27 protein-coding genes are annotated in these 25936 nt (G+C 69.4%); 16 read left to right on the plus strand and 11 right to left on the minus strand.

Translation table 11 applies throughout. The features are described 5' to 3' along the window. Nucleotides 1–12 precede the first annotated feature (12 nt). The 4 genes from AKJ08_RS20570 to AKJ08_RS18090 form a co-directional block, all read right to left on the minus strand. A complete protein-coding gene (locus AKJ08_RS20570) occupies nucleotides 13–1698 on the minus strand; it encodes a pilus assembly protein TadG-related protein (protein WP_050727356.1) in 1686 nt (561 codons plus the stop codon). A gap of 6 nt (nucleotides 1699–1704) precedes the next feature. Beyond that, nucleotides 1705–2535: a TadE/TadG family type IV pilus assembly protein gene (locus AKJ08_RS18080; protein ID WP_050727357.1), complete on the minus strand. Its 831-nt coding sequence runs from the start codon at nucleotides 2533–2535 to the stop codon at nucleotides 1705–1707. Nucleotides 2536–2592: 57 nt separating this feature from the next. Further along, nucleotides 2593–5544, minus strand: coding sequence for a DNA translocase FtsK (locus tag AKJ08_RS18085; protein WP_082343343.1), 2952 nt, complete (start codon nucleotides 5542–5544; stop codon nucleotides 2593–2595). 169 nt (nucleotides 5545–5713) lie between these two features. After that, the gene (locus tag AKJ08_RS18090; RefSeq protein ID WP_157370816.1) at nucleotides 5714–6286 is read right to left on the minus strand and encodes a hypothetical protein; all 573 of its coding nucleotides are present in this window, start codon (nucleotides 6284–6286) and stop codon (nucleotides 5714–5716) included. Nucleotides 6287–6614: 328 nt separating this feature from the next. On the opposite strand from AKJ08_RS18090, the gene AKJ08_RS18095 reads away from it, so the two are divergent. From AKJ08_RS18095 to AKJ08_RS18145, 11 genes are all read left to right on the plus strand, one after another. After that, nucleotides 6615–6935: a TFIIB-type zinc ribbon-containing protein gene (locus AKJ08_RS18095; RefSeq protein ID WP_050727359.1), complete on the plus strand. Its 321-nt coding sequence runs from the start codon at nucleotides 6615–6617 to the stop codon at nucleotides 6933–6935. A gap of 5 nt (nucleotides 6936–6940) precedes the next feature. Further along, complete coding sequence (gene gatC / locus AKJ08_RS18100) at nucleotides 6941–7231, plus strand: Asp-tRNA(Asn)/Glu-tRNA(Gln) amidotransferase subunit GatC (RefSeq protein ID WP_050727656.1); 291 nt, start codon at nucleotides 6941–6943, stop codon at nucleotides 7229–7231. Beyond that, the gene (gatA, locus tag AKJ08_RS18105; protein ID WP_050727360.1) at nucleotides 7228–8697 is read left to right on the plus strand and encodes an Asp-tRNA(Asn)/Glu-tRNA(Gln) amidotransferase subunit GatA; all 1470 of its coding nucleotides are present in this window, start codon (nucleotides 7228–7230) and stop codon (nucleotides 8695–8697) included. Before gatC ends, gatA begins: the two co-directional genes overlap by 4 nt. A gap of 2 nt (nucleotides 8698–8699) precedes the next feature. Next, a complete protein-coding gene (gene gatB / locus AKJ08_RS18110) occupies nucleotides 8700–10142 on the plus strand; it encodes an Asp-tRNA(Asn)/Glu-tRNA(Gln) amidotransferase subunit GatB (RefSeq protein WP_050727361.1) in 1443 nt (480 codons plus the stop codon). Nucleotides 10143–10147: 5 nt separating this feature from the next. Continuing rightward, nucleotides 10148–10516 (plus strand): hypothetical protein, encoded by a 369-nt coding sequence (locus AKJ08_RS18115; protein WP_050727362.1) that lies wholly within the window; start codon nucleotides 10148–10150, stop codon nucleotides 10514–10516. 71 nt (nucleotides 10517–10587) lie between these two features. Next, nucleotides 10588–11142 carry a hypothetical protein gene (locus tag AKJ08_RS18120; protein WP_050727363.1) on the plus strand — a complete coding sequence of 185 codons (555 nt, stop codon included), beginning with the start codon at nucleotides 10588–10590 and terminating at the stop codon, nucleotides 11140–11142. 75 nt (nucleotides 11143–11217) lie between these two features. After that, entirely contained in the window at nucleotides 11218–11850 is a 633-nt protein-coding gene (locus AKJ08_RS18125) for a hypothetical protein (RefSeq protein ID WP_050727364.1), read from the plus strand. A gap of 160 nt (nucleotides 11851–12010) precedes the next feature. Beyond that, nucleotides 12011–12319, plus strand: coding sequence for a 50S ribosomal protein L21 (gene rplU / locus AKJ08_RS18130; protein ID WP_050724191.1), 309 nt, complete (start codon nucleotides 12011–12013; stop codon nucleotides 12317–12319). Between the two features lie 26 nt (nucleotides 12320–12345). After that, entirely contained in the window at nucleotides 12346–12606 is a 261-nt protein-coding gene (gene rpmA / locus AKJ08_RS18135) for a 50S ribosomal protein L27 (protein WP_050724192.1), read from the plus strand. Between the two features lie 111 nt (nucleotides 12607–12717). After that, a complete protein-coding gene (obgE, locus tag AKJ08_RS18140; RefSeq protein ID WP_050724193.1) occupies nucleotides 12718–13740 on the plus strand; it encodes a GTPase ObgE in 1023 nt (340 codons plus the stop codon). 61 nt (nucleotides 13741–13801) lie between these two features. Then, complete coding sequence (locus AKJ08_RS18145) at nucleotides 13802–14539, plus strand: outer membrane lipoprotein carrier protein LolA (RefSeq protein ID WP_050724194.1); 738 nt, start codon at nucleotides 13802–13804, stop codon at nucleotides 14537–14539. Nucleotides 14540–14557: 18 nt separating this feature from the next. Here AKJ08_RS18145 and AKJ08_RS18150 read toward each other — a convergent pair whose 3' ends face one another. The 5 genes from AKJ08_RS18150 to AKJ08_RS18170 form a co-directional block, all read right to left on the minus strand. Then, nucleotides 14558–14797, minus strand: coding sequence for a hypothetical protein (locus AKJ08_RS18150; protein WP_050724195.1), 240 nt, complete (start codon nucleotides 14795–14797; stop codon nucleotides 14558–14560). Between the two features lie 177 nt (nucleotides 14798–14974). Further along, on the minus strand, nucleotides 14975–15808 hold the full coding sequence (locus AKJ08_RS18155; RefSeq protein WP_050724196.1) for a 3'(2'),5'-bisphosphate nucleotidase CysQ family protein: 834 nt from the start codon (nucleotides 15806–15808) through the stop codon (nucleotides 14975–14977). Beyond that, a complete protein-coding gene (gene rimO, locus AKJ08_RS18160) occupies nucleotides 15805–17151 on the minus strand; it encodes a 30S ribosomal protein S12 methylthiotransferase RimO (protein WP_240475514.1) in 1347 nt (448 codons plus the stop codon). Before rimO ends, AKJ08_RS18155 begins: the two co-directional genes overlap by 4 nt. 101 nt (nucleotides 17152–17252) lie before the next feature. Further along, entirely contained in the window at nucleotides 17253–17750 is a 498-nt protein-coding gene (locus AKJ08_RS18165; RefSeq protein WP_050724198.1) for a YajQ family cyclic di-GMP-binding protein, read from the minus strand. Between the two features lie 40 nt (nucleotides 17751–17790). Beyond that, the gene (locus AKJ08_RS18170; RefSeq protein WP_240475399.1) at nucleotides 17791–19437 is read right to left on the minus strand and encodes a ribonuclease J; all 1647 of its coding nucleotides are present in this window, start codon (nucleotides 19435–19437) and stop codon (nucleotides 17791–17793) included. A 212-nt stretch (nucleotides 19438–19649) separates the two neighbouring features. Between AKJ08_RS18170 and AKJ08_RS18175 the strand changes: the two genes are divergently transcribed. Beyond that, nucleotides 19650–20411: a bestrophin-like domain gene (locus AKJ08_RS18175; RefSeq protein ID WP_050724199.1), complete on the plus strand. Its 762-nt coding sequence runs from the start codon at nucleotides 19650–19652 to the stop codon at nucleotides 20409–20411. 146 nt (nucleotides 20412–20557) lie between these two features. On the opposite strand, the gene AKJ08_RS18180 is transcribed toward AKJ08_RS18175, so the two are convergent. Further along, entirely contained in the window at nucleotides 20558–21400 is an 843-nt protein-coding gene (locus tag AKJ08_RS18180; protein WP_050724200.1) for a bile acid:sodium symporter family protein, read from the minus strand. Between the two features lie 214 nt (nucleotides 21401–21614). Here AKJ08_RS18180 and AKJ08_RS18185 point away from each other — a divergent pair, with 214 nt between their 5' ends. The 4 genes from AKJ08_RS18185 to AKJ08_RS20710 all read left to right on the plus strand — a co-directional run bounded on the left by AKJ08_RS18185 (nucleotide 21615) and on the right by AKJ08_RS20710 (nucleotide 25381). Next, nucleotides 21615–23951, plus strand: coding sequence for an Ig-like domain-containing alpha-2-macroglobulin family protein (locus AKJ08_RS18185; protein WP_157370817.1), 2337 nt, complete (start codon nucleotides 21615–21617; stop codon nucleotides 23949–23951). Continuing rightward, a complete protein-coding gene (locus AKJ08_RS18190) occupies nucleotides 23948–24253 on the plus strand; it encodes a hypothetical protein (protein ID WP_050727366.1) in 306 nt (101 codons plus the stop codon). The genes AKJ08_RS18185 and AKJ08_RS18190 overlap by 4 nt, the downstream gene beginning before the upstream one ends. 70 nt (nucleotides 24254–24323) lie before the next feature. Further along, a complete protein-coding gene (locus tag AKJ08_RS20705; RefSeq protein ID WP_050727367.1) occupies nucleotides 24324–25016 on the plus strand; it encodes a hypothetical protein in 693 nt (230 codons plus the stop codon). Then, nucleotides 25013–25381, plus strand: coding sequence for a hypothetical protein (locus AKJ08_RS20710; RefSeq protein WP_169788873.1), 369 nt, complete (start codon nucleotides 25013–25015; stop codon nucleotides 25379–25381). The genes AKJ08_RS20705 and AKJ08_RS20710 overlap by 4 nt, the downstream gene beginning before the upstream one ends. Nucleotides 25382–25545: 164 nt before the next feature. Here the strand turns inward: AKJ08_RS20710 and AKJ08_RS20585 are convergent, their stop codons facing one another. Further along, the gene (locus tag AKJ08_RS20585) at nucleotides 25546–25752 is read right to left on the minus strand and encodes a hypothetical protein (protein ID WP_240475400.1); all 207 of its coding nucleotides are present in this window, start codon (nucleotides 25750–25752) and stop codon (nucleotides 25546–25548) included. Between the last annotated feature and the right edge of the window lie 184 nt (nucleotides 25753–25936).

The following is a 25936-nucleotide window of genomic DNA, read 5'->3' on the forward strand; positions in this document are numbered from 1 at the left end:
CCGCTCCCGAGGTCAGTGCGTGAGGCCCTTGGAGACGAGCCCCTCCGGCACGAGGCCGCGGAGGTCCCGGACTCCGGCGTCGTGCGCGAGCCGATCGAGACCGGACTCGACCGGCGCGAGCTTGGCGCGCCAGAAGGGGTTGAAGAAGTTGGGCTGCTCCTGCCAGTTACCGGGGCGGTGGTAGTAGGCCAGCGCTCGGGAGACGGCCTTCATGCCGCCTTCGTCCCCGCTCGCGTTGGACGCCCGGGCGGTTCCGCCCGGCACGCCCACCTCCACGTCGACGGCGGCGCTCCTTCCGCCCGGGGCGAGGTTCACCCGGGACTGCGGCAGCTTCAGCGCCACCCACACGTCGGGCTGGCAGTGCTCGCTCGCGTGGTGCTCGCACCCGGCGCCGCTCGGGTCGAACGCCATGTACGGCGTGATTCCCCACCACGGGTGCTTGCCCTTGTTCACGTCGCAGGTGAAGCGGGGGCCGTAGATCGTGAGGACGATCAGCGGGAACTCGACGTAGGGATTCTCGAGGTCCCAGGTGCACGCCCAGCCGCCGCCGCTCTGCGTGCCGGTCGACGTGACCGAGGCCATGTGCTGCATCCCTAACCCGAGGGCGTCCATGAGGTCGGCGGCCAGGCCCTTGCCGTTGAGGTAGAAGTTTGCGCCGATCGAGCTCCCGGTCGGATAGCGGGCCGTGTACTGCCCGGTGGACTCCATCTGCCGGTAGTAATCCTTCATCGAGGACGAGGTCGGGCGGGGCGCCGCCTCCGAGTGGAGCCGCGTATGCCCTCGGATCTCGAAGCCCGGGACGAGGTCCGCGAGCGTGTCGAGATACTCGGCGCCCGTGACGCGGCCCAGCGCGCCCATGCCCGGGAAGGAGCGGTCGTAGACCCAGCCGCTGCTGCGGGTGGCGTGGATCAGCTCGGACATGCCGCGGCGCGCGTAGTTCTTCCGCCCTTCCGTGCCGTCCGCGAGGCCGGTGTGGGGCGAGCCCCCGGTGCCGCCCAGGCGCGCGGCCTCCGAGAGGTGGGCGCCGGCGAAGCGGGCTCCGTTGCCGATCGACTGGAGCGCCCCGGCCAGCCAGAGCTCGGCGTGCGGCGACGTCGCCCGGGCGATGCGCAGCGCGCCGTCGTCCGCCAGCGTCGCGAGGACGGAGGCGTGGAAGGTGGCCTGGTTGGCGAAGAGGAAGAGGTTCGCGCCGACCAGCAGCGGCACTGCCACGCTCCCCACGAAGGCGTCGAAGAGCGTGAACAGCTTGCCGGCGGCGCGGACGACCTTCTCGATCTGTTCTGCGGCCATGCTCACGCCGGCGAGCACGTCGCCGATCACCGGGATCGCGAGACAGACCTCGCGTTTCCAGTCGGCGCAGATGTCTCCCACCGTCTTCAGCACCGCCGAGAGGGCACCGAGCGCGGTGAGCACCCCGAGCACCATCGAGTCGACCGAGAGGAGCTGCATGATGGTGACGTATTGGGAGATCTGCGCGCGGTTCGTGTACGCGTAGAAGTTGAACGCCCGCGCCTCGTGGGCAGCCAGGCTGTAGGCGGCGTTGTCCGCGGCGTTCTGGAGCTGGATTCGCTCGTGGACCGCGTGACCCAGGTTCGCGGTCCCGAGTACGGCGACGGCGATGGCGAAGAGGAGGAGGGCTGCGAGGACGAGCGCCTGCCCATCCTCCTCCCGGCTGAGCCGTCGAATGCGTGCGAGCATGGATCCCTACCAGGCCCTGCACTCGGAGGAGCAGCCTCGCCCCTCGGCGCACGAGCAGCCGCGGATGAACCGCGAGAAGAAGTTGGACTGCATCCGCATCGAGTGGTGGACGACGATCGGGATGAAGTAGGCGCGCCGGCTCCGGTCGCTCCCCGAGAGGCCGGCGGCGAGCATCGCGCGCACCGACGACTCACGGACCGTGTGGTAGTCGCTGCCGCGGTGGATCTCCTGGTCACGGAAGGACGAGTAGACCGCCGACGCCGAGAGCCCGCCGAGTGATGCGACCCACGCATGCCAGATCACCCAGTCGACGAAGGGGATCTTCAGCTCGAACCAGTACTGGACCTGGATGGTGAGGACGTTGGCGTCGCGCGCCTCGTCGGACTGGAGGTCGAAGTCGAGCTCGTCCCGATCGGGCCCGACGTCGAAGAGAGGGGCGTGTTCGTTCCAGTAGGGGCTGAGGATGTGGACCTGGACGCCGGGAAAGCCGTCGGCATACGAGAGCGCCTGCAGGGCCGCGACCCCCGCGGCCTGCCGCGTCCACTCGGAGTCGGAGGCGCGAGGCGCACAGAGTCGGGAGGCGAGGGGGACCCGGGTCGGGCAGGCCGTGGGCGCGAGCGCGAAGATCGCGGCGTCCTGCATCTTCGTCGGGTCGCCGTTCCAGACCGCGCCCGCGCGGGCCGCCTGGAACGCGGCGTACTCGGTGAGGAGCCGCGCCTGGTGGAAGAGGGCGAGCTGGAGGACGCCGAGGAGCAGCGCGAGGAAGAGCGGCAGGACGATCGCGGTCTCCACCGCGGCCTGGCCCGACTCGTTCGTCTGGAAGATTCCGACGCGCACGAGCCGACCTTAGCGGCGACGCCGGGAGGCTCCCCATCGGCCGGTTGACCGATGGGATCAGACGTTCGGCATGTCCCCGATCCCGCGGATGAGCACTTCCCGCGGCTTCGCGCCGTCGGCGGGGCCGACGATCCCTTCGCGCTCCATCTTCTCGATCATCCGCGCGGAGCGGTTGTAGCCAATCCGCATCTTCCGCTGGAGCATCGAGATCGAGACGCTCTTCATCTCGGAGACGATCGCGATCGCCTGGTCGTAGAGCTCGTCCGAGAGGTCGTCGTCCGCGCCGCCGCCCTCGACGTCCTCGTCGGGCGCCTTGAGGATCGACTCGTCGTAGACCGGGCTCCCCTGGGCCTTCAGGTGGTCGACGACCCGCTTGATCTCCTTCTCGGTGACCAGGGCGCCGTGGACGCGCTGGATGTGGGCGCTCGTCGGCGGGAGGATCAGCATATCGCCCTGGCCGAGGAGCTTCTCCGCGCCGGGGGTGTCGAGGATCGTCATCGAGTCGATCCGGGACCGGAGCGCGAAGGAGATACGCGAGGGGAAGTTCGCCTTGATGAGGCCGGTGATCACGTCGACCGAAGGACGCTGGGTGGCGACCATGAGGTGGATGCCGGCGGCGCGCGCCTTCTGCGCGATTCGCGCGATGTAGGTCTCGACCTCCTTGGAGGCCACCATCATCAGGTCGGCGAGCTCGTCGATGATGATGACCAGGTAGGGGAGCTTCTTCGGCTCGAGCTCCTCCTGGTGCTTCTTCTCGAGGAAGGCCTCCACGGGATCCAGCGGCTCCTCGTCCGGAGCGGCGCCAGGGCCGTCCAGCTCGGCCTGCTCGCTCCGGGCCAGGGCCTCCTCGTCCGTCTCGCCCTTCTCGACGTCGATGATGAGGACCTTGCGCGGGGACGCAGTCGGCGCAGCCGGCGGTGGGCTCCCGGCGCTCTCCCGGGCCTCGAGCTTCTCCGCCATGAGCTTGTTGAATCCGGCGAGATCCCGGACGCCGTTCTCGGCGAGGAGCGCGTAGCGGCGCTCCATCTCGTCGACGGCCCAGCGTAGGGCGAGCGCCGCCTTGCGGGGATCGGTGACGACGGGGAGGAGCAGGTGCGGGATGCCCTCGTAGATCGAGAGCTCCAGCATCTTCGGATCGACCATGATGAAGCGCACCTCTTCCGGCGTGGCCTTGAAGAGGAGGCTCATGATCATCGAGTTGACGCTGACCGACTTGCCCGAGCCGGTGGTGCCCGACATGAGCAGGTGGGGCATGCGGGCGAGGTCCGCCACGAAGGGCATGCCCTCGATGTCCTTGCCCACCGCCATGGTGAGCCGGGACTTCGACATCCGGAAGGCGTCCTGCTCGAGGATGTCCCGCAGGTAGACGGTCTCGCGTTTCTTGTTCGGCACCTCGATGCCGACGACGCCGCGGCCGGGGATGGGCGCGACGATGCGGACCCGCAGCGCCTCGAGGGCCATGGCGAGATCGTCGGAGAGCCCGGCGATCTTCGAGATCTTCACGCCGGGCGCCGGGGCGAACTCGTACATCGTCACGACGGGGCCGGGGCGGATTCGCTCGACCTGCCCCTGGATCCCGAAGTCCGCGAGCTTCTGCCGCAGCTTCTCGGCGGTGGAGTGGAGCAGCGCCTCGTCGATCGCCTGATCCGCTTCGTCTCCGTGCCCGTCGAGGAGCGACAGCGGCGGCAGGGAGAAGCCGCCCTCGCTGGCGATGAGGTCGAAGGGCGAATCGCTCTTCTTCGGGGCCGGCGGCGCCTTGGGAAGCTCGATCACGGGGGCCGCGGGCGGGAGCTTTCCCGCCTTGACGAGGGCCTGCACGGCGGCGGGCGGAACGTCGAGCGCCGGCGGCGGAGGCTCGGCGGCGGCCTCCGAGGAGGGATCGATCGCCTCGACCGGCTCGACCTTTTCGAGAGGAGCGGGCGCTGCCGGGGATTCGGCTGCGATCGGCGCTGCGGGAGCGATCGGTGCGGGCGATGCCGCCCACGCGGGATCCGGCGGGAGGAGCGGGGCGGGCGGCGTCGCCGGCTCGACCGGCGGCGGCGGGGGAGCGGGCCGGGCTTTCTTCGTCTCCGCGACCCCAGGCGCGACGAGCAAGGGCGCGACGACCACGGCCTTCGCCGGCGGCTCCTCCGGAGCGACCGCGACGCGGCCGTCGAGATCGGCCTCGATGGACGGTTCCTCGACCCGCTTGCGGCCCTTGCGCTTGGGCGGTGCGGCTCCCTCCTCGGCCTCCTCGAGCGCCGCCTGGAAGGCAGCGGCGGCCAAGGCCTCTTCTTCGGCGAGGGCGGCCTCCTCCTCCTCGAGGCGCGCCTCGCGCTCGGCGCGGTGCTGTTCGAGCTGCGCGTGGACGAAGCCGGCGAACCAGATCCCGAGCTTCTTGCCGACGGCGCCGGCGAAGAGGGCGATCTTGCTCACCTCGAGGCCCGTGGCGATCACGAGGGCGGCCGCCATCGTGGCGCTCACGAGGATCACCGTGCCGACGAGGGAGAACACGCCGGCCATCGCGTCCGAGGCCGCGCCGCCGAGAGAGCCTCCCGGCCTCGCGCCGAAGAGGCGGAGCGAGGGAACGAGGAGATCGAGGAGGACCGAGGCGCCGACCAGGAGCGCCAGGTAGGCGAGGGCGGTCACCATCCCGAGGCGCTTGCCCTGCGGACGGACGACGGCGAGGAAGCCGAAGAAGAGCGTGAGCGGGAGCACGAAGGCTCCCAGTCCGAACACGCCGAAGAGGTGCTTCGCCAGGAACGCGCCGGCCTTGCCGACGAGGTTGCCCCCGGTGGCGGCGTCGTAGGAGCCGAAGGCGAGGCCGAAGAAGACCGACGACGCGATCAGGAAGACCGCGAGGATCTCCTTGCGGTCCCGCAGGCTGCGGAGGCGATTCGGGGCGGGCGGATCCGACTCCCGCCGCCTGCTCTGGGCGGGAGACTTGCGAGCCGGTTCCTTGCGCACGCGTCGATTGCGCGCGTTCCCTCCGCTCCGGAGCGGGAGCCGGCTCGGGCGAGCGCGTTCCATTCGGACATCCTCCACCGACGGCGGCGGGATTGCCCGCCACTGCGATGGGTCAGGATCACTCGAACGGCGGCTGCGTCAACGAATCAGACGGTCCTGCCATGTGGAGAACCGCCGGCGGAGCAGGTTCGAGGAGGGCGGGACCGCCCTCCTCGCTCGTGTCGGGGGCCAGTCACCCGACCTTGATCTTGACGTTGGCCTCCTGGGCGTACTGCTTCAGCGGCGCCATGCTGGCCTTGAACTCCTGGTTGACCTTCATGGCGGAGTCGTGGGTCGCCTTCGGGTCGTTCAGCTGGCTGCTCATCTGCTGCAGTGTGGTCTTGGACGTGGTGAGGTGCTGGGAGAGCTCCCTGAGCTGCTGCTTCTCGGCGGCCGTCGTGGCCATCGGCTGGAGATGCCCAAGGTGCGTCTCGGCCTCGGCCACGGCGTCGTTCATGTTCTTGAGGAAGACCTCGCCGTGCTCCCGGTCGTAGGAGCTCGCGTTCGCCGAGATCTGGGAGAGCATGTCGGCGTTCGTCGACGCGTCCCGCAGGCCCGCGTTGATCACCGCGACGTGCTTGGTGGCCTCCATGGCGCTGCCACCCTTGGCGGCATGCTGCTGCATCCCCTGCTTGCCGCCGGGGGCCGTCTGCCCGGGCTGCGACGGCCGGGTCGGCTGGTTCGACGGCGCGCCGCCCTGGGCGAACGCGCTCGTTGCCATCGCGAGTGCCACTGCGGCGACTGCGACGATCCATGCTCTGCTCATGACTCGTGTCCTCCAGCCGCGCCGAATTGGCGACGGCGCTACCGGTCGGTCTCCTGCCGGCTCGCTGGACGATCGGCATTCGAACGGCGTCTGTCTGCTCCGGGCACCTGCAAGGGGGATGGACCATGAGGCCGCCGTCCCGCTCATGCCCGCGGCCGGACCATGGGGTCCGCGAGGGCGTGTGGCCCGTCTACGCCCTTGCCGGGGTTTCGCTCGTTCGCTAGACGCTCTCGGTTGCTCCGGGCAGGGCGCTGCACTATGTGGAACGACTTGGCCCGCCCGCTCGGGGGCCAAGGCCGGAGCTCGAAGGACACCCAGGAGGACGACCATGTCGGATATGCCCAAGCCGTCGTCGAACGAGGACGAGTACTTCGCGCGGGAGAATACCGAGAAGCTCCGCATGCGCGCGATGGAGCGGGACCGGGCCCTGCAGGAGGAGCAGAAGGAGGAGCTCAAGAAGCTCCACTGGATGCACTGCCCCAAGTGCGGCATGGAGCTTCAGACCGTGAAGTTCCGCGACATCGAGATCGATCGCTGCTTCAGCTGCGGCGCCACCGTCTTCGACGCGGGCGAGCTGGAGAAGCTCGGGATCACCGAGGAGCGCGCCGGCTCGATCATGAAGAGCATTCTCAACATTTTCCGCGGGTGACGACGATGGCGCTCACGAGCGAGCAGGTGGAGCGGGTGGCGAAGCTGGCGAGGCTCTCGCTCTCGAACGACGAGATCGAGGGCTTCCGGGACCAGCTCTCGACCATCGTGGATTACATCGGGAAGCTGCAGTCCCTCGACGTGAGCGGGGTCGAGCCCACCGTCCATGCCGTCGACGTAGAGTCGACGCCGCTCCGCGAGGACGTCGTGGGTGAGAGCCTCACCCCTGGCGAGGCGCTCGCGAATGCCCCGGCCAAGGCCGGGACCCTCTTTCTGGTGCCCAGGATCATCGAGTGAAGCCTACCGATCTCACCCTTGCCGGCCTCGCGGCGAGCCTCGGGCGCAAGGAGCTCTCGTCGCTCGAGGCGACCCAGGCCTGCCTCGAGCGAATCGAAGCCACCGATCCGAAGATCGGCGCCTTCCTCCACGTGGATGCGGAGGGCGCCCTCGCGCAGGCGCGAGCGTCCGACGAGCGCCGGGCCATGGGCGCCAGCCTCGGCCCGCTGGACGGCGTTCCGGTCGCCCTCAAGGACATCTTCTGCACCAAGGGGATTCCGACGACCTGCGGCTCGAAGATCCTCGAGGGCTTCGTGCCGCCCTTCGACTCCTCCCACGTGATCCGCCTCGCCCAGGCGGGCGCGGTGATGGTGGGCAAGCTGAACATGGACGAGTTCGCCATGGGCTCGTCCAACGAGACCTCGGCGTACGGGCCGTGCCGGAACCCCTGGGATCTCGAGAGGACGCCGGGCGGCTCCTCCGGCGGCTCCGCGGCGGCGGTTGCGGCGCGGCAGGTCTTCGGGACCCTGGGAACCGACACGGGCGGCTCGATCCGGCAGCCGGCGGCCTTCTCCGGCGTCACGGGGATCAAGCCGACCTACGGCCGCTGCTCGCGCTACGGCGTGATCGCCTTCGCGTCCTCCCTCGACCAGGTGGGGCCCTTCGGCCGCACGGCCGAGGACTGCGCGCTCCTGCTCCAGGCCATCGCGGGCCGTGATCCGATGGACTCGACGTCCCTCGACGTGCCGGTGCCCGACTGGGCCTCCGGCCTCTCGAGCGCCAGCGTGAAGGGGATGCGTCTCGGCGTGCCGAAGGAGTACTTCGTCGAAGGGGTCGACCCCGAGGTGGAGGCGGCGGTGCGGGCGGCGATGAAGCGCCTGGAGGAGCTCGGCGCCGAGCTCGTTCCGGTCGAGCTCCCTCACACCGAGTACGGCATCTCCACCTACTACGTGGTGGCGCCCGCCGAGTGCTCCTCCAACCTCGCCCGCTTCGACGGCGTGAGGTACGGCCTCTCGGAGCGGCAGGAGGGCGGCCTGCGGGAGATGTACTTCCGCACCCGCGCCGGCGGCTTCGGGCCCGAGGTGAAGCGCCGGATCATGATCGGCACCTGGGCCCTCTCGTCGGGCTATTACGATGCGTACTACCTTCGCGCACAGAAGGTCCGCACGCTCATCAAGCGCGACTTCGAGGAGGCCTTCCGCAAGGTGGACGCGATCGTCACGCCCACCACGCCCACCGCGGCCTTCCGCCTCGGGGAGCGCGCCGACGATCCGCTCCAGATGTACCTGGCGGACGTCTTCACCCTGGCGTGCAACCTGGCGGGCCTCCCCGGCATGAGCCTCCCCTGCGGCTTCACGTCGGGCGGCCTGCCGATCGGGATGCAGCTCCTGGGCAAGCCTCTCGACGAGGCGACGCTCTTCCGGGTGGGCGCGGCCTACCAGGCCGTCACCGACTGGCACGAACGGGCACCGCAGGAGGTGGCCTAGCCATGGCGCGCAGCGATTGGGAGGTGATCATCGGGCTGGAGGTCCACGCCCAGCTCCTCACCGCATCGAAGATCTTCTGCTCGTGCAGCACGGCCTTCGGCGCAGAGCCGAACAGCCAGACCTGCCCGGTTTGCCTGGGGATGCCGGGGGCCCTGCCGGCCCTCAACGGCAAGGCGGTGGAGCTCGCCATCCGGGCAGGCCTCGGCACCGGCTGCGAGATCCGCCGGGAGAGCGTCTTCGCGCGGAAGAACTACTACTATCCGGACCTGCCGAAGGGCTACCAGATCTCCCAGTACGATCGGCCGCTCTGTGAGCACGGCACGCTGACGATCGACACGCCCGAGGGCGAGAAGGTCGTCGGGATCACGCGCATCCACATGGAGGAGGACGCGGGCAAGAACACCCACGATCCCGAGGGCGGGCCGTCGCGGGTCGACCTCAACCGTGCGGGCGTGCCGCTGATCGAGATCGTCGGCGAGCCGGATCTGCGCTCGTCGGACGAGGCGGTGGAGTACCTCAAGGGCCTCCGCGACATCGTGGTCTACCTGGGCGTGAACGACGGCAACCTCGAGGAGGGCTCGTTCCGCTGCGACGCCAACGTCAGCGTCCGCACGGTCGGCGAGACCGCTCTTCGCAACCGCGTCGAGCTCAAGAACATCAACTCCTTCCGCTACGTGAAGCAGGCGATCGAGTACGAGGTCGACCGGCAGATCGACGTGTGGGAGGAGGGCGGAAAGGTCGTCACGGAGACCCGCCTCTTCGATCCGCAGAAGGGCGTCACCCGCTCGATGCGGACGAAGGAGGAGGCGCAGGACTACCGCTACTTCCCCGAGCCCGACCTCCTGCCGCTCCGGGTGGGCGACGAGTGGATCGAGTCGATCCGCGGGTCGCTGCCAGAGCTGCCGCGGGAGAAGGCGGCGCGCTTCCACTCGGAGTACGGGCTCTCCGCGTACGACGCGGGTGTGCTCGTGGCCGAGAAGGCGATCGCCGAGTGGTACGAGGCGGCGGTCGCGGCCTTCGGCGGGAGCGCCAAGACCGTGGCGAACTGGGTGATCAACGAGATCTTGCGCCTGGTGAAGGATTCCCGCGAGGGGATCGCGGGCTCCCGTCTCACCCCGGCGAAGCTCGCCGCGCTCCTCGACCTCCTCGAGGCGCGGAAGGTGAGCGGCGCCGGCGCCAAGCAGATCCTCGAGGAGGTCCATCGCTCGGGGGCGGAACCCGCCGAGGTGATGGCCGCCAAGGGGCTCGAGCAGGTCTCCGATACCGGCGCCGTCGACGCGGCGGTCGAGAAGGTGCTCGCCGCCAACGCGGATCAGGTCGCGAAGTACCAGGGAGGGAAGAAGAACCTCCTCGGGTTCTTCATGGGGCAGGTGATGAAGGAGCTCAAGGGCCAGGGCGACCCCAAGGTCGTCACGGACGCGCTCCGGGCCCGCCTCGGAGACTGACGCAATTGGTGATCGGGCTATCGGCGCTGGGCGGGATCCTGGGGATTGCGGGCGTGGTCTGTGCCGCGCTGTCGGTCTTCCTCTCGGGCCCGCCCGTCCTCACCCGCGGCGCTCGCGCGCTGGCCGTCGGCGGCCTGATCGTCGGCGCAGCGGGTCTGCTCCAGGAGCTCGTCGCGAACGGCTTCCAGTTCGAGCCCGGCCAGCGGGGAGGGCAGGGCTCGCTCCTCGCCTCGGGCGGCATGCTCCTCCTCGTCTTCGGCGCCGCGCGGACGGCCGAGCAACGGCGCCTGCGGCGCACGCAGGAGCGCCTCTCGGCTGCCCGCCGCCAGGCCCGCGACCAGGGCGGTTCGCAGGGCTCGAGCTCGCTCGGCTGAAGCTCGCAGCGCTGAACCTCGCGCCTTGCGATCGGTCCGCGCAGGACGGACGCTAGAGGCCGAGGGTACCGATGGACGAGGTGACTCCCTCCGGCACGCGGCGCAGGCGTGGGCGCGAGCGGGAGGCGATCCAGGGCATTCTGCTCACCGACGGAGTCGAAGGCGGCCTCGTCGCGGGCGCGATCGCGATCGCGGCGGCGATGGTGGTGAGCGCCGTGAACGGGCAGTCGGTCGCCGCGCCGTGGGTCTCGACGGCGTCGATCGTGCTCGGTTCCAGCGCCTTCAACGGGCCGTTCACCTGGGGGATCGTCTTCGTCGGCTTCGTGGTCCACTTCGCCTTCGCGGCGCTCTACGGCGCGATCTGGGGCGCGGTCGCCAACCGCCTGCCGCGGCGGCTCCGCGACAACGTCTTGATCCACGGCGGCTTGGGCTTCGGCTACGGCCTGCTGCTCTGGGTGATCAACATCCGGGGGATCGCGCTGGTCGTCTATCCCTGGCTCGCCCAGGCTCCCACCCTGACGCCGCTCCTCCTCCATGCGGCGGCGTACGGCCTGTCGCTCGGCCTCTTCCTGGCGATCCGCGTCCGGCCGATCGACCTGGCCCGTCCTCGCGCCGCGCGCGTGTGACGCGCCCGGCGAGCGGGCGGGCGATGCCCCAGCAGCCCTTTGCGTCCCCCCCGAATCATCCCAAGACTTCGTCCGATGACCATCGCAAGCCGAGGAAAGATCATCAGGGAGGCCACGATTGGCGGCCTCCTCGCGGGCGGCTCCTTCGCGGCCGGGCAGATCCTGGTCGCAGCGACGGGGAGCCAGCCGCCGGGCACGCCCTGGCAGCACTTCGCGTCCGTCCTCATGGGCTCGCACGTGCTCCAGGGCTGGATCGGCGTCGGCGTCGTCTTCGTGGGCGCGGGCTTCAACTTCGCCCTGGCGACGGTCTTCGGCGCGATCTTCGGGTTCGTCGTCTCGACCGTTCGCCCCAGGATCCGCGACGACATGAAGCTCCAGATCGCGGGGGGCGCGCTCTACGGCCTGATCCTCTGGGTCATCAATTACGAGATCCTCGGATCGCTCTTCTTTCCGTGGATGGTCCGGGCGATCAATCCTGCCCTCCAGGCTGCGGTCCACGTACTCTTCTACGGCGTGCCCCTGGCCACCTGGCTGTCCCTGCGGATCCGGGAGCTGGAGGTGCCGGGCGTCCACGAGCTGCGCCACCGGTACCAGACGTCCACCGGCGCCGAGCAGGAGTTCCGGATCGAGCGCGACGAGGAGGAGCTCGGAATCCGCATGCCGCCTCCGCAGCTCCCTCCGCCCGAGCGCCGGCCGCCCGCTCGCTGAGCGGAGATGGCGATCGACCGAACGATGCTTGACACCATCGGGACGATCACCTAGATCAGCCACCTTTCGCGGGGCTTCCCTGTTTCCCGGAAGCTGCTCGTGCAACTCGTCGAGCCGTCGTTTCGAACGACAGGTTCGTGCAGGAAGGTCGAGGTCTTCGATGTACGCCGTGATCAAGACGGGCGGCAAGCAGTACCGGGTCCAGGAGGGCGATACCCTCCGCGTGGAGAAGCTCGCAGGCAGCGCCGGCGACAAGATCGAGTTCGCCGAGGTGCTGATGCTCGGTGGCACGGAGTCGCCGAAGATCGGCATGCCGGTCGTCTCGGGCGCCAAGGTCGCCGGCGACATCGTCGAGCAGGGCCGGGGCCGCAAGGTCTTCTCCTTCCGCAAGAAGAAGGAAGGCTGGAAGCGGATTCGCGGTCACCGCCAGGCCTTCACGGCCGTCAAGATCACGAAGATTTCGGGCTAGTTCGCCCCTGAAGCAGGAGTAGGCAAATGGCACATAAAAAGGGCCAGGGCTCGTCCAGGAACGGTCGCGACTCTGCCGGCCAGCGACGCGGCGTCAAGCGCTTCGGCGGCCAGGCCGTGATCCCCGGCAACATCATCATCCGGCAGTGCGGCACCAAGATCCACCCGGGCACCGGCGTGGGCATGGGCCGTGACTACACGATCTTCGCCACGGTCCCCGGCGTCGTGACCTTCGAGCGCTTCGGCAAGGACCGGAAGCGCGTGTCGGTCATCCCGGCGCAGGCCTGATTCTCGGCGAAAGCCACTCAACGGAGACCGCGGGGCAGCGAATTGCCGCCGCGGTCTTCGTGTTTCTCGGCAAAGGAGCCCGCCCTCTTCCCGGCGGGCGGCTTCCCATCCATGAAGTTCGTCGATCAGGTTCGAATCTTCGTAAAAGCCGGTGACGGCGGCCACGGCGCGGTGGCGTTCCGCCGCGAGAAGTTCATCGCCAAGGGCGGCCCCTCCGGCGGCGACGGGGCCAACGGCGGCAGCGTGATCTTCCGCGCCGACACCCAGCTCACCACGCTTTTGGACTACCGCTACCAGCAGCACCACCGGGCGCCGAACGGGCAGCCGGGCATGGGCTCGGATTGCAACGGCCGCGGAGGCGAGGATCTCGTCCTGCGGGTGCCGGTGGGCACGGTGTTCAAGGACGCGGAGACGCACGAGATCCTCTCGGATCTCGCGGAGCCCGGCCAGGAGTGGACCGCAGCGAGGGGCGGGCGGGGCGGCCTCGGCAACATGAACTTCGCCACCTCGACCCGCCAGGCGCCGCGCTTCGCCCAGCCCGGGACACCGGGTGAGGAGACGACGCTCCTCCTGGAGCTCAAGCTCCTGGCCGACGTCGGCCTCATCGGCTATCCCAACGCGGGCAAGTCGACGCTGATCTCGGTGGTCTCCCGGGCGAAGCCGAAGATCGCCGACTATCCGTTCACCACCCTGGTGCCGAACCTGGGCGTGGTCGGCTACAAGGATCACAAGAGCTTCGTCGTCGCCGACATCCCCGGTCTCATCGAGGGTGCGAGCGAGGGCGCGGGGCTGGGACACCAGTTCCTGCGGCACGTGGAGCGCTGCCGGATCCTCGTCCACCTGGTGGACGCCTCGGCGCCGGACCTCGACCCGGAGCGGGCGCTAGATACCGACTTCGCGACGATCAACCGGGAGCTCGCCCGCTACTCCCAGGAGCTCGCGGGGCGGCCCCAGATCGTCGCGCTGAACAAGTGCGACCTGCCGGAGGCCCGGGAGCGGGCCGAGGCGTTCGCGAAGAAGCTGCGCAGGCGCAAGAACGCGCCGAAGGTCTTCCTGATCTCGGCTGCGACGCGAGACGGGGTCGACGCCCTCGTCGACGCCTGTGCGGAGGTTCTCTGGAGCGCGCAGGCGTGAAGATTCGGCCTGCGCCGAACGTCTTGGGAGAAGACGCGGTTTTTCCGCCAGGAGGAGCTCGATGAAGAGCCTCATTGCGACGGCGCTGCTCGCGGCCGCCGGAACTTCGGCCCAGGCGGCCACGCCCGCCCCTGCAACCCCTGCGACCACGGCGCCCGCCAAGGCGCCGCCGTTGGCGATGCCCTCCGACGTCGCCGCGCTGGTGGCGAAGCTCCAGGCCTTCTACGAGAAGAGCCCGGGCCTCGACACCCGCTTCGATCAGAGCTTCACCCAGGGCGGGATGCCGTCGAGGCTCGGCGGGGCGACCGCCAAGGGCCGGATGCGCTTCCGGAAGCCCGATGGTGCGACCGGGCCGCTGATGCGCTGGGATTACGACGACGGCCGGATCCTGCTGCTCGTGAAGGATCGGAGCTGGACCTTCGATCCCGACACGAAGCAGGCGACCGAGTACCGCGTGGATCCGGGGCAGCTCTCGGCAGCCGTCACCTTCATGTGGGGCAAGGGCCGCCTGGCCGAAGAGTTCGAAATCGTGCAGTCGAAGCGCGACTTCGGCGGCGACGGGACGGCGCTGGAGCTCACGCCCCGGAAGCCCTCGGGCTTCTCCAAGGTCTTCCTGGTCGCCGATCCCGCCACCGGAAAGGTGAGCCGCTCGGTGGTGGTCCAGTCGAACGGCAGCGAGAACCACCTGATCTTCCACGACACCCAGGCGAACGCGAAGGTCGTTCAGGCGGACTTCGATCCCGATCGCGCGTTCCCCGCCGGCACGTCCCGGGTGCGGGCCGCGGTCCCTGGGCAGTAGCGCAGAGCGAATGAAGGATCAGGCCGGCTCGGGCGGGAACGAGCCGCTCCCGGAGGCGGCCCTCGCGGCGTTGCGCAGCGCACGAACCCTCGAGCCGCCGCCGATGCAGGTCGGGCCACCCGGCGCGCTGTGTGGAAACGCGCGCCAGCTCGCTCGGAGCTCGGCCTCGTCCAGCCCCGTCTGCTCGTGGAGCACCAGGACGCCGCAGATCTCGCACGGCCGGATCGCTACGTTTCCTCCGGGATGGCGATGATGCATGACGGCCTCCGTGGGTGGGCGCGCGAGCTTGCGCGAGCCTGAACCCTGGCCATCGCCAACCGGCAGCGCAACCTCGGAGCATGAAGAAATCGCCCCCGCGGAGCGGGAGCGATTCCTTCAGCCGCGCGCTGCGCGGAAACGCTCCTCCTTGCGTTTGCTCCGCCTTCGGCTCCGCTGTCAGCTCAGAATGGCGGCTTCCCTGCCGGTCTGTTCGATCGCGGGCAGTACCTCGTCCAGCACCGCCGGATGGCAGGCGACGATTCCGCGCAGGTTCTGGAGCTCCGTGCCGTCGTAGCGGTACGGCTGCCCCGCCATGTCGCCGAAGAAGCCGCCGGCGGCGCGGACGATCACCTCGGGTGCGCAGGCGTCCCACCGGTAGCTGATGCGGCTCGCGTGGACGTAGAGGTCCGCGTCGGCGGCCGCGATCATCCCGCACTTGATCCCCACCGAGCCCACGTGCTGAACCTCTTCGATTCCGAGGGACTCGCAGAGGTCGAGCAGCCGCTTGGTGCGATGCGATCGCGAGACGACCATGCGCATGGGCACGTGCGCCACGGAGGGCAGCCGGAGTACGCGGGCGACGCCCCGCTCCTCGAGAGTGCAGCCCAGGCCGACGACGCCCGAGTAGCACTTGTCGTCCACCGGCTGATAGACCACGCCCACCGTCGCCTCGCCGTCGACCGCGAGGCCGATGTGGATGGCGAACTGGTCGTTGTGCTGGACGAACTCCTTGGTCCCGTCGAGGGGATCGACGAACCAGCAGCGCGAGAAGCGCGCGGCGTCGGAGGTCTCTTCGGACTCCTCCGCCACGACGCCGTCGTCCGGAAAGGCCTCCCGGAGGCCCCGCACGATGAACGCGTTGGCGCGCTCGTCGGCGATGGTCACCGGGCCGCCGCCGCCGGGCTTCTGGGTCACCTCGTACTCGGTGTCGTAGACGTCCAAGAGGATCCGGCCCGCCTCCCGCGCGAGGCGGGCGGCGACCTGGAGCTCCTTGGTGAAGTCGTATTTCACCGGTGCGCCACGAAGACCGGGAGCTTCACGCTCCGCGGGGCAGGGCGCTCGATCACGGGCGCTCGCAGGAGCACCTCGGTCGCGGCGCCGACAAGGTCGTACTCGTACGCCTCCTCCACCCGAACCCGCACCAGATCGCCGGCGGCCACGCCGCCCTCCGGGAGGTCGTTGATGATCACCTGTCCGTCGATCTCCGGCGCCTGGCCCGCGTGCCGGCCCACCAGTAGGTGCTCGGTCTCCTCGTGGGGACCCTCGACCAGGACCTCGATCTCCTTGCCGACCCAGGCCTGCTGCTGCTCCATCCGGATCTCGGCCTGGAGGGCCATGGCCTGCTCCCAGCGCGCGGCCTTAACCTCCTCCGGGAGCTGATCCTCCATCTCGCCGGCGAGGGTGCCCTCCTCCTGCGAGTAGCGGAAGATCCCGAGGTGGTCGAAGCGCTGCTCACGGATGAAGTCGAGGAGCAGCGCAAAGTCCTCTTCGGTCTCGCCGGGCAGGCCGACGATCAGGGAGGTTCGCAGCACGATGCCGGGGATCTCCGTGCGCAACTTGCCGAGGAGCTCCCGGAGGAACGTGGAGTTGCGGCCGCGGCGCATGGCGCGAAGGAGCCTGTCGCTCGCGTGCTGCACCGGCATGTCCAGGTACTTCACCACCTGCGGCGTGTCGCGGATGGCAGCGATCAGCTCGTCGGGGAAGTTGCGCGGGTAGGCGTAGTGGAGGCGGATCCATCGCACGCCCTCCACCTCGCCCAGCGCGCGGACGAGCTCGTGGAGCTTGGGCCTGCCGGGGAGGTCGTGGCCGTAGGCGGTGAGATCCTGCGCGACGAGGTTGAGCTCGCGGGCGCCCTGCTCGGCGAGCGTGCGGGCCTCGCGCACCACGTCGTCGATCGGCCGGGAGCGCTGATCGCCCCGGAGCGTCGGGATGATGCAGAAGGCGCACTCGTTGTCGCAGCCCTCGGCGATCTTCAGGTACGCGGTGTACGAGGGGAGCGAGTTGATCCGGGGCGTCGCCGAGCTGTGGATGTAGTCGGGATCGGGGATCACCTGCTTGCTCGCGCTCACGTCCTTCAGCAGGTTGGGGAGCTGGGCGTAGGCCGAGGTGCCGAGGAAGTGGTCGACCTCGGGCAGCTCCTTGGCGAGCTCCTCGGGGTAGCGCTGGGAGAGGCAGCCGGCGACCACGACCTTCTTCGCCCGGCCCTTCTCCTTCCACTGGGAGGCCTCGAGGATCGCGTCCACGGACTCCGTCTTCGAGGCCTCGATGAAGGCGCAAGTGTTCACGACGATCACGTCGGCGTCGTCGGGGGCCTCGGTGAGCTCCCAGCCGTCCTGGACCAGGCCGCCGAGCATGATCTCGGAGTCGACCCGATTCTTCGGGCAGCCGAGCGTGACGATGTGGACGTTCTTCTTTTCGCTCACGAGGACAACCTAGCTTCTGTCTGGTCCCGCGGTCAGTCGCGGAAGTTTTCGAACTGCATGTCGAGGTGGAGCTTGTCCGCGCTCTCGCGGCAGAGCCGGATCGCGGCCTGAAGCTCGTCCCGATCCTTGCCGGTGACCCGTAGGGATTCGCCCTGGATCGAGGCCTGGACCTTGAGCTTCGAGTCCTTGATCAGCTTGGTGAGCTCCTTGGCCTTCTCGGTCGGGATGCCCTGCTGGAGCTGAACGGACTGCTTGAACTGCTTTCCTCCCACCGGCTCCTTCTTTCCCCTCTCGAGGGAGTTGGCGGTGAGGCCCCGCTTCAGGAGCTTGCCCAGGAGCACGTCCCAGAGGGCGTCCAGGCGCTCCTCGCCGTCGGTCTTCAGGACCAGGCCCTTCTTGTCGTCGGCCATGGAGATGTCGACCGGGACGCCCTTGAAGTCCCAGCGGCCCTGGAGCTCCTTACGGGCCTGGTTCATGGCGTTGTCGACCTCCTGCAGGTCGACCTTCGAGACGATGTCGAACGAAGGCATCTTGGATCCTCCTCCGGGTGGGGGAGCCTCGAGTCGGCTCCTATAGCTCGATCACTAGCGGCAGCACGACGGGCTTGCGCTCGGTGCTCCGCTTATAGGCACGGCGGACGGCGCGGCGCACCTCCTCCTGCACCAGGGTCGTGTCGCCGCGGAGCACGGGGCTCAGGCTCTCGACCGCGGCGTGGACCTCCCGGCGCACGTCCGCGAGGAGGGCCGCCTCGTCCGGCACCGCGATCCCGCGGGCGGTGAGCTCCGGACCCCGGACCAGGGCGCCGGTCGAGCGGTCGATTACGACCACGGCCGTGACGAGGCCCGTCTCGGCGATGAGCGCCCGCTCGCGGAGGGTGAGCTCGGGGACGTCGGGCCCGCCCCGCCTGTCGACGTAGACCCGCCCCGACGCCACCGTGCCGTTCACGAAGGCCCTGCCCCCCTCGAACTGGAGGACCTCGCCGTCGGTGATCAGGTGGCAGGAGCTGTCGGGGATCCCGACCTCGTGGGCGGTCTTCACGTGGCGAACCAGGTGCCGATACTCACCGTGGATCGGGACGAAGTGGCGCGGGTTGGTGATCCGGAGCATCAGCCGCTGCTCCTCGCGGTAGGCGTGGCCCGAGGCGTGGAGGTCCTCTGCGCCCTCGTAGACCACCTCCGCGCCCCTCATGGCGAGGCGGTTCACCATGTGGCCGATCGCGACCTCGTTTCCCGGGATGAAGCGCGAGGAGAGGACCACCAGGTCACCCTCGTCGACGGGCATGGGCGCGTTGGGATCGCCCAGGGCCATCCGCATCAGCGCCGAGCGCGGCTCGCCCTGGGCGCCGGTGGAGAGCACCGTGACCTCGTGGTGGCGGAGCCTGCGGCCTTCTTCCACGTCGACCACGAGGCCGAGCGGGATGTCCAGGAGGCCGAGCTCGCTGGCGATCCGCGTGTTCTGCTGCATGGAGCGGCCGACCAGCACCACCTTGCGGCCGAACAAGCGGGAGACGTCGAGGACCTGCTGGATCCGGTGGATGTTCGACGCGAAGGTGGCGATCACCACGCGGGATTTGGCCTTCGCGAAGATCTCCTCCAGGGCGCGGCCCACCTGGCGCTCCGAGAGACTGGTGCCGGGGCGCTCGGAGTTGGTGGAGTCGGAGAGGAGCGCGAGGATCCCGTCGCCGCCGAGGCGCGCGAAGCGCTGCAGGTCCGTGGGGAGCTCGTCGATGGGCGAGTGGTCGATCTTGAAGTCGCCCGTGTGGACCACCAGGCCTTCCGGCGTGTGGATCGCGAGGCCGAGGGCGTCGGGGATCGAGTGGGTGACCCGGACGCCTTCCACCCGGAAGGCCTCGCCGAGGTCCACGGAGCTGCCTGCCGCCAGCTCCGTGAGGGGCGCCCGGATCCCGAACTCCTCGAGCTTGGGGGCGAGGAGGCCCAGGGTGAAAGGCGAGCCGTAGACGGGGAGCGGCCGATCCTTGAGCAGGAAGGGCAGCGCGCCGATGTGGTCCTCGTGGCCGTGGGTGAGGACCACGCCCTTCAGCTTGTCGCCCAGCTCCCGCAGGTACGTGAAGTCCGGCAGGACCACGTCCACGCCCAGGGCCTCCGCCTGGGGGAACATGATCCCGCAGTCCACGAGGAACGCCTGGTCCTCCGACTCGAAGACCATGGCGTTGAGGCCGACCTCGCCGAGGCCTCCGAGTGGGATGATCCGGAGCACGGGCCACCTTGGCGCCGAGGACGACGCTTCGAGGGGGAAAAGGGGCGCTACCTACCACCCTGGCGCGCCAGGCGGCAAGCCGGCCGCCGCTATTTGGGGGTGGAGGTCCGGTCTCGCCCTGCGCCACCGATTGGCGAGGCGGTGGCAGGGCGGCGGAGGACTGCCCAACTTGGGGGACGGCGGGGCATGTCCCCGGGTGCGCGAGGTTCGTCTTGCACGCGACTGCCGTGGCCACGATCGTGCTCGGGTGCATCCTCGGCAGCGTCGTGGCGGGGTCGATCCTTCGCGCGCTGGTCCCGCAGCACCACCTCAGCGAAGAGTCCCGGAGCGCCCTGAAGCTGGGCACGGGGATGGTCGCGACGCTGAGCGCCCTCGTCCTCGGCCTCCTCGTCAGCTCGGCGAAGAGCAACTTCGACGCGCTGAACGCAGGTCTCCGTGAGACGGGCGCGAGGATCATCACCCTCGACCGGCTCCTCGCCCACTACGGGGCCGAGGCGGGCGAGGCTCGGCGCCTCTTGAAGGACGTCGTGGAGGCGACGATCGAGCGGGTTTGGCCGGAGGAGGCGAGCGGCACTCAGCCGAGGCAGATGGGCGCCTCGATCGGTGCCCTCTCCAAGTTGATGGACCAGATCGATCGGCTGCCGGTCGAAGGCGTACAGGAGCGCGCCTTCCAGTCCCAGACCCTCGCGATGAGCACGCAGCTCACCCTATCGTTTTGGCAGCTCGCGGAGAGGACCCAGACGGCCCTGCCGTTCCGCGTGCTCGTGATCCTCGTCTTCTGGCTCTGCATCCTCTTTGCCGAGGTGGGGCTCTTCGCCCCGCGGAACCTGACCGTGGCGGTGGTCGTCGCCCTGAGCGCGCTGTCCACGTCCGCGGCGATCTACCTGATCCTCGAGATGAACCTGCCGTTGACCGGGGCAGTCAAGGTCTCGAGCGGGCCGTTGCGGGCGGCTGCGGCGCAGCTCGGCAAATGAGCCGGCGCCGGGACGCTCAGAGCGTGTGAAGAAATCGGCCCCGCCGAAGCGGGCCCGCTTTCTTCAACTCGCGCTTCGCGCGAGGGCGCTCCTTTTCGTTTGCTCGCCTCCGGCTCGCGAGAGTTCGTGAATTTCTTCACGAACTCTCAGCCGGGCTTCTCGAGCAGTCTGCGGACGATCCGCAGGTACACCGCCGTGACGATCAGGAACACGACCCCGTAGGGCACGAGGATCGGGAGCGCCACGTTCTCTCCGACCTGGACCGAGGCGATGAAGAACGCCAGGCCCAGGTTGCGGGACGCGCTCTCCATCGCGAAGACGGTGCGCTCCCTGCTGTCGCCTCCTCCCACGGCGTGGCCGAGCGCCAGGGCCGCCGCGACGAACGCGGCCATCGCCAGGTACTCGCGGACGCCCAGCTCGACCAGCGCTCGGGCGTTGAAGACGAGCACCAGCACGAAGACTGCCATGAGGAAGAGGAGCGCCACGCGCGCGCCGGGACGCCGCACCTTTCCGGCCAGCTCGGGCCAGAGCGCGCGTGCGCCGATCCCAGCCGCGAACGGGACCACCAGGCCGAGCGCCACTTGTCGGGCGACCGGCATCGGCTCGACCTCCGCGCGGAAGCCGAGGGCTCTGCCGAGCAGCACGATCGTGACGGGCGTGGTCACGACCGCGAGGACGGAGAGCACGATGTGGATCGCGCCGGCCGTCTCGCGTTGCCCGCCTGCCTGCGTGATCCGCCGGAAGGCGAGGGGCGCGATCGGGCAGGCGGCGAGGAGCGCGACGGCGCCGACCACGGGGCGGAGGGGCCGGATGAGGACGATCACGATCCACGCCGCCACGGGCACGAGCACGTCCACCGCGATGAACGCGCGCACGAAGAGCATCGGCCGTCGCCGCAGGTCGAGGAGCCCTCGAACGTCGACGCCGAGCCCCTCCATGAGCATCAGGCAGACGAGGGAGATCGTCGTCACAAGCTTCAGGACGTCCATGGCGGCCTCATGACCTCAACCCCCCAGGCCCTCTCGCGCGCCTCAGAAGAAAAAGGGGCGGGGCGAAACTTATGCACGCCCGCTCTCGTCCGAATCACCGCTGTTTCGGGAAAGCCTGTGTGAATCACCGTTCAACGGCGCGTTCGTCGTTGGTATGATTTCGGATTGTCATGGCCGACGTCCCCTTGGCCTCGAACGATAGGTTCCATTCCGAATGAACCGCCATACGCTCTTCCTTGCATTGCTCGCAGCCGTCATTGCAGTCGGCTGCCCCGGGAGCAGGCCCCCAGGGGTGATGAAGGCGGCAGAGACGACGGTGAAGACGCCCGCTCGCGGCTCGAGCTCGGCGCTCGGCTTTCGCTTGAGCAACGCCGACGACGGGATCCAGGCGATCGAGGAGCGGAAGGTCGCAGCGGCGATGCCGCTCGGGAAGGAAGACGCGGCGCGCTTGCTGGCCCGCCTTCCGAAGCTGGCGGAGCAGCCGGGCGACGCGGCGAGCTTCTCCCTGCGGGCGCGCTCGATCCCGGCGCCGCGCCCTGGTGTCACGATCGACGAGGCGTTTCCGCCGATCGAAGCCCCGCCCGCCGTGGTCGCGACGCCGACCGGGCCGCTCTCGGTCGATCGTTATGCGCCGGAGGGTGAGGTGCCGATCGCGCCGAACGTCTCCGTGACCTTCTCGGAGCCGATGGTGCCGATCACGTCGATCGGAGAGCTCTCGAAGGAGAGTGTACCGGCGCGGATCTCGCCGGAGCCGGAAGGAGAATGGAGGTGGCTGGGCACGCGCACGTTGGTGTTCCAGCCCACGAAGCGCATGCCGATGGCGACGTCGTTCTCGGTGACGGTGCCGGAAGGCACGAGGGCGATTAGCGGGCAAGCCCTCGCCGATGAAGTGAAATGGAGCTTCACAACGCCGCCGCCAGCGCTCGAGAGCTGGCTACCCAAGGGCTCCTCGGTGTCGCTCGAGCCGGTGCTCTTCGCGGCCTTCGATCAGGCGATCGATCCGGCGGCGATGTTCGACAACGTGGAGATTATCGCGGGCGATGCGAAGATCCCCGCTCGGCTCGCCACCCAGGACGAGATCGACGCGGACGAAGGCGTCCGTCGCGCAATCGAGCGGGCGGACGAGGGGCGCTGGTTCGCGTTCCGTCCCGAGCGCCGCCTGCCGAACGGCACTCGAGTCAGGGTGCGGATCGCAGAGGGCACGAGAGGCGCCGAGGGGCCGCTGCCCACCACGAAGGAGCAGTCGTTCGACTTCGAGACCTTCGGCCCGTTGAACCTGCGCCAGACGAAGTGCGGCTGGGACGATCGCTGCACGCCCTACACACCGTTCGTGCTGAGATTTTCGAACGAGCTCGACGGGGCGAGATTCGACCCGGAGCTCGTGACCGTCTCGCCCGAGATTCCGGGGATGAAGGTCTCCGTAGACGATCACGAGATCACGATCCGCGGGCGCACCAAGGGGCGCACCGACTATGCCGTGGCGATCCACGCCGCGCTCACCGACGTATTTGGCCAGACGCTGGACACGACCGTTCCCGCGTCGTTCAGCGTGGGCCCGGCGGTGCCGCGCCTCTTTGGCCCCGAGGGCGAGATGGTCGTGCTCGATCCCGCGGCGCCGAGGCAGTACGTGGCCTACTCGATAAACGAGGAGGCGCTGCGGACGCGTGTCTACGCGGTGACGCCCGAGGACTGGCGGGCGTTCGCGTCCTGGCGCAGCCCTTGGTCGTGGCAGCGCGAGGGCGCGCCACCAGGGCGCCTCGTGGTCGACGAGGTGGTTCGCCCACAAGCGGCCCCCGACGATCTCGCCGCGACGCCGATCGATCTCTCCGCGGCGCTCGATCACGGCCTGGGCCACGCGGTGGTGTGGGTGAATCCGGCGCGCACGCGAAAGGGCTACGAGTACATCGAGGACGTGGTGGTCTGGGTGCAGGCGACGGAGCTCGGGATTCAGGCCTTCCTGGAACCGGATCGCGCCACGGCGTGGGTGACGAACCTCGCCGACGGGGCGCCGCTCGACGGCGTGGAAGTCTCGCTCCTCGGCGCAGGCCCGGCGGTGCCGACGAAGAACGGCCTGGCGACGCTCCCGCTCGTGCACGGCGGCTATCCCCTTGTGGCGAAGCGGGGCCGCGACACGGCGTTCCTGACAGAGGGCCGGAGCGACACTGAGACCTTTGTGCAGCACAGGTACTCGCGCGCTCCGCGCTGGCTCGTCTTCGATGATCGCGGGATGTACAAGCCCAGCGAGAAGGTCCACGTCAAGGGCTGGCTCCGCGTCGCAGAGCTCTCGCGCGGCGGCGACCTGGTGGCGGCACCGCCGGACGAGCTGGGGGAGAGCGTCAAGTACCTCGTGCGCGATCCGCGCGGCGCCGAGCTGACAGGCGGGCTCGTGACGATCGATGAGCACGGAGCGTTCGACCTCGCCTTCGATCTCCCGGCGAACGTGAACCTCGGCGAGGGCGAGGTCGAGCTGGAGCTGATCGGCTCCTCGCTGCCGAACACATGGAAGCATCGCTTCTCGATCCAGGAGTTCCGCAAGCCCGAGTTCGAGTGAAGACGCGCGTGGGCGAGGGCCCGTACTTCGGCGCCGGCCACGCGATCGCCTCGGTCGTCGCGTCATACTACGCGGGGGGCGGCCTCCCCAACGCTCCTGTGGACTGGACGATCACGCAGAACACCACCTCGTTCACGCCTCCGCACCAGCGTGATTATCACTTCGGCCCGGAGTCCAAGAGGTTCTGGTGGTGGCGCGGGCCCGGCGGCGAGGGAGGCAGGAAAGAATGGTGGTCTGCGCGCACCGATGCGGCGGGAGTTCATAGTCTGCGCTTGGACTTCGACGCCCGCGAGCCGGCATAACCCGATTAGCCTCTCGCTTGCCTCGAGTGTCGAGGATGTAAACCGACAGCGCTGGTCCGGCCGCGCCTCGATGCTGGTTCATCAGTCGGATCGCTACGTGGGCTTGCGCCTCGCGAAGAACTTTGTACGCGCTGGCGAGCCGCTCGCGGTCGAGCTCGTCGTCGCGGATCTAGACGGCGCGCTCATTGGCGGCAGGCCGATCGAGGTGCGGAGCGCCCGGCTCGAGAGCACGCGGCGCGGAATGGAGCACGTGGAGCAGGAGGTGGACGTGCAGCGCTGCGAGGTGAAGAGCTCCTCCGACGCGATGCCGCTCCGCTGCTCGTTGGAGACGAAGGGGGGCGGGCTGTACCGGGTGACGGCGGTGGTCACCGATGAGCAGGGGCGGCGGAATCAGTCGACGATCGAGACCTGGGTGATGGGCGGGGACGGGCCGAAGCGGAGTGGCGTCGACGCCGATCGCCTCACCGTCATCCCCGACAAGAACGAGTACCTGCCTGGGGAGACGGCGACTTTGCTGGTGATCTCGCCGCTGGCGCCGGCGGAAGGCGTGCTCACGGTTCGTCGCCAGGGCGTCGTGCATCTGGAGCGCTTCACGATGCGCGAGCCGTCGCAGACGCTGCAGGTCGCGCTCGACGACGCGATGGTGCCGAACGTGAGTATCTCGGTCGATCTCGTGGCGCCGCGTTGCGCGAGGGGGCCGACGGCGAGGCCGATACTTCGTCGCCGCGCCGCCCCGCGTATGCGAGCGGCTCGGCCGAGGTGAAGGTCCTCCCGTCCACGCGGACACTCAAGGTGAAGGCGACGCCGAAGGCGCTGAGCCTTTCGCCGGGGGGTAGCACGACCATCGATCTCGAGGTGTATGAGCCGAGCGGGCGCCCTGCGAAGAACGCCGAGGTCGCGGTGATCGTCGTCGACGAGGCGGTGTTGGCCCTCTCGGGGTACGAGACGCCGGACCCGCTCGCGGTCTTCTACGCCGATCGATCCGCCGACGTCCGCGCGCTCGGCAACCGTGAGAACGTGATCCTCGGGAGCCCGCGTCGAGCCCGGGAGGAGGGGGGGCGGGAGGGAGGGAGAGGTCTTGGCCTGGGCGGGCTCGGGGCTCGGGGGGCGAGCGCAAAAAGATCCTGAGCGCGGGGCTGTTGGGCAACCTGGGCGACCGGGTGAGACCGCCGACGCCTCACCGATCGACGTGCGCGTAGACTTCTCCTCGCTCGCGCTCTTCGCGCCTCGGGTGCGGACCGACGCGAGCGGCCGCGCCACAGCGCCGGTGAAGCTGCCGACAACCTCACCCGCTACCGGGTGATGACGGTCGCCTCCGCTGGGGCCAACTTCTTCGGCTCGAGCGAGGCGACGATTACGGCGCGGCTGCCGCTGATGGTCAGGCCGAGCGCGCCGCGCTTCCTCAACTTCGGCGACGCGTTCGATCTCTCCGTGGTGATCCAGAACCAGACCGACGCGCCGGTGGACGCAGACGTGGTGGTGCGCGCGACGAACGCCACGATCCGCGACGGCGCCAAGCGCGTGACGGTGCCGCGAGCGATCGTGTCGAGGTCCGCTTCCCCGCATCGACGCGGAGGGCGGGCAAGGCGCGCTTCCAGTTCGGCGTCGCTGCGCCGGGCTTCGCCGACGCGAGCCAGCTCGAATTGCCGTCTACACGCCTGCGACGACGGAGGCCTTCGCGAC

Source organism: Vulgatibacter incomptus, assembly GCF_001263175.1.
Lineage (GTDB): Bacteria > Myxococcota > Myxococcia > Myxococcales > Vulgatibacteraceae > Vulgatibacter > Vulgatibacter incomptus.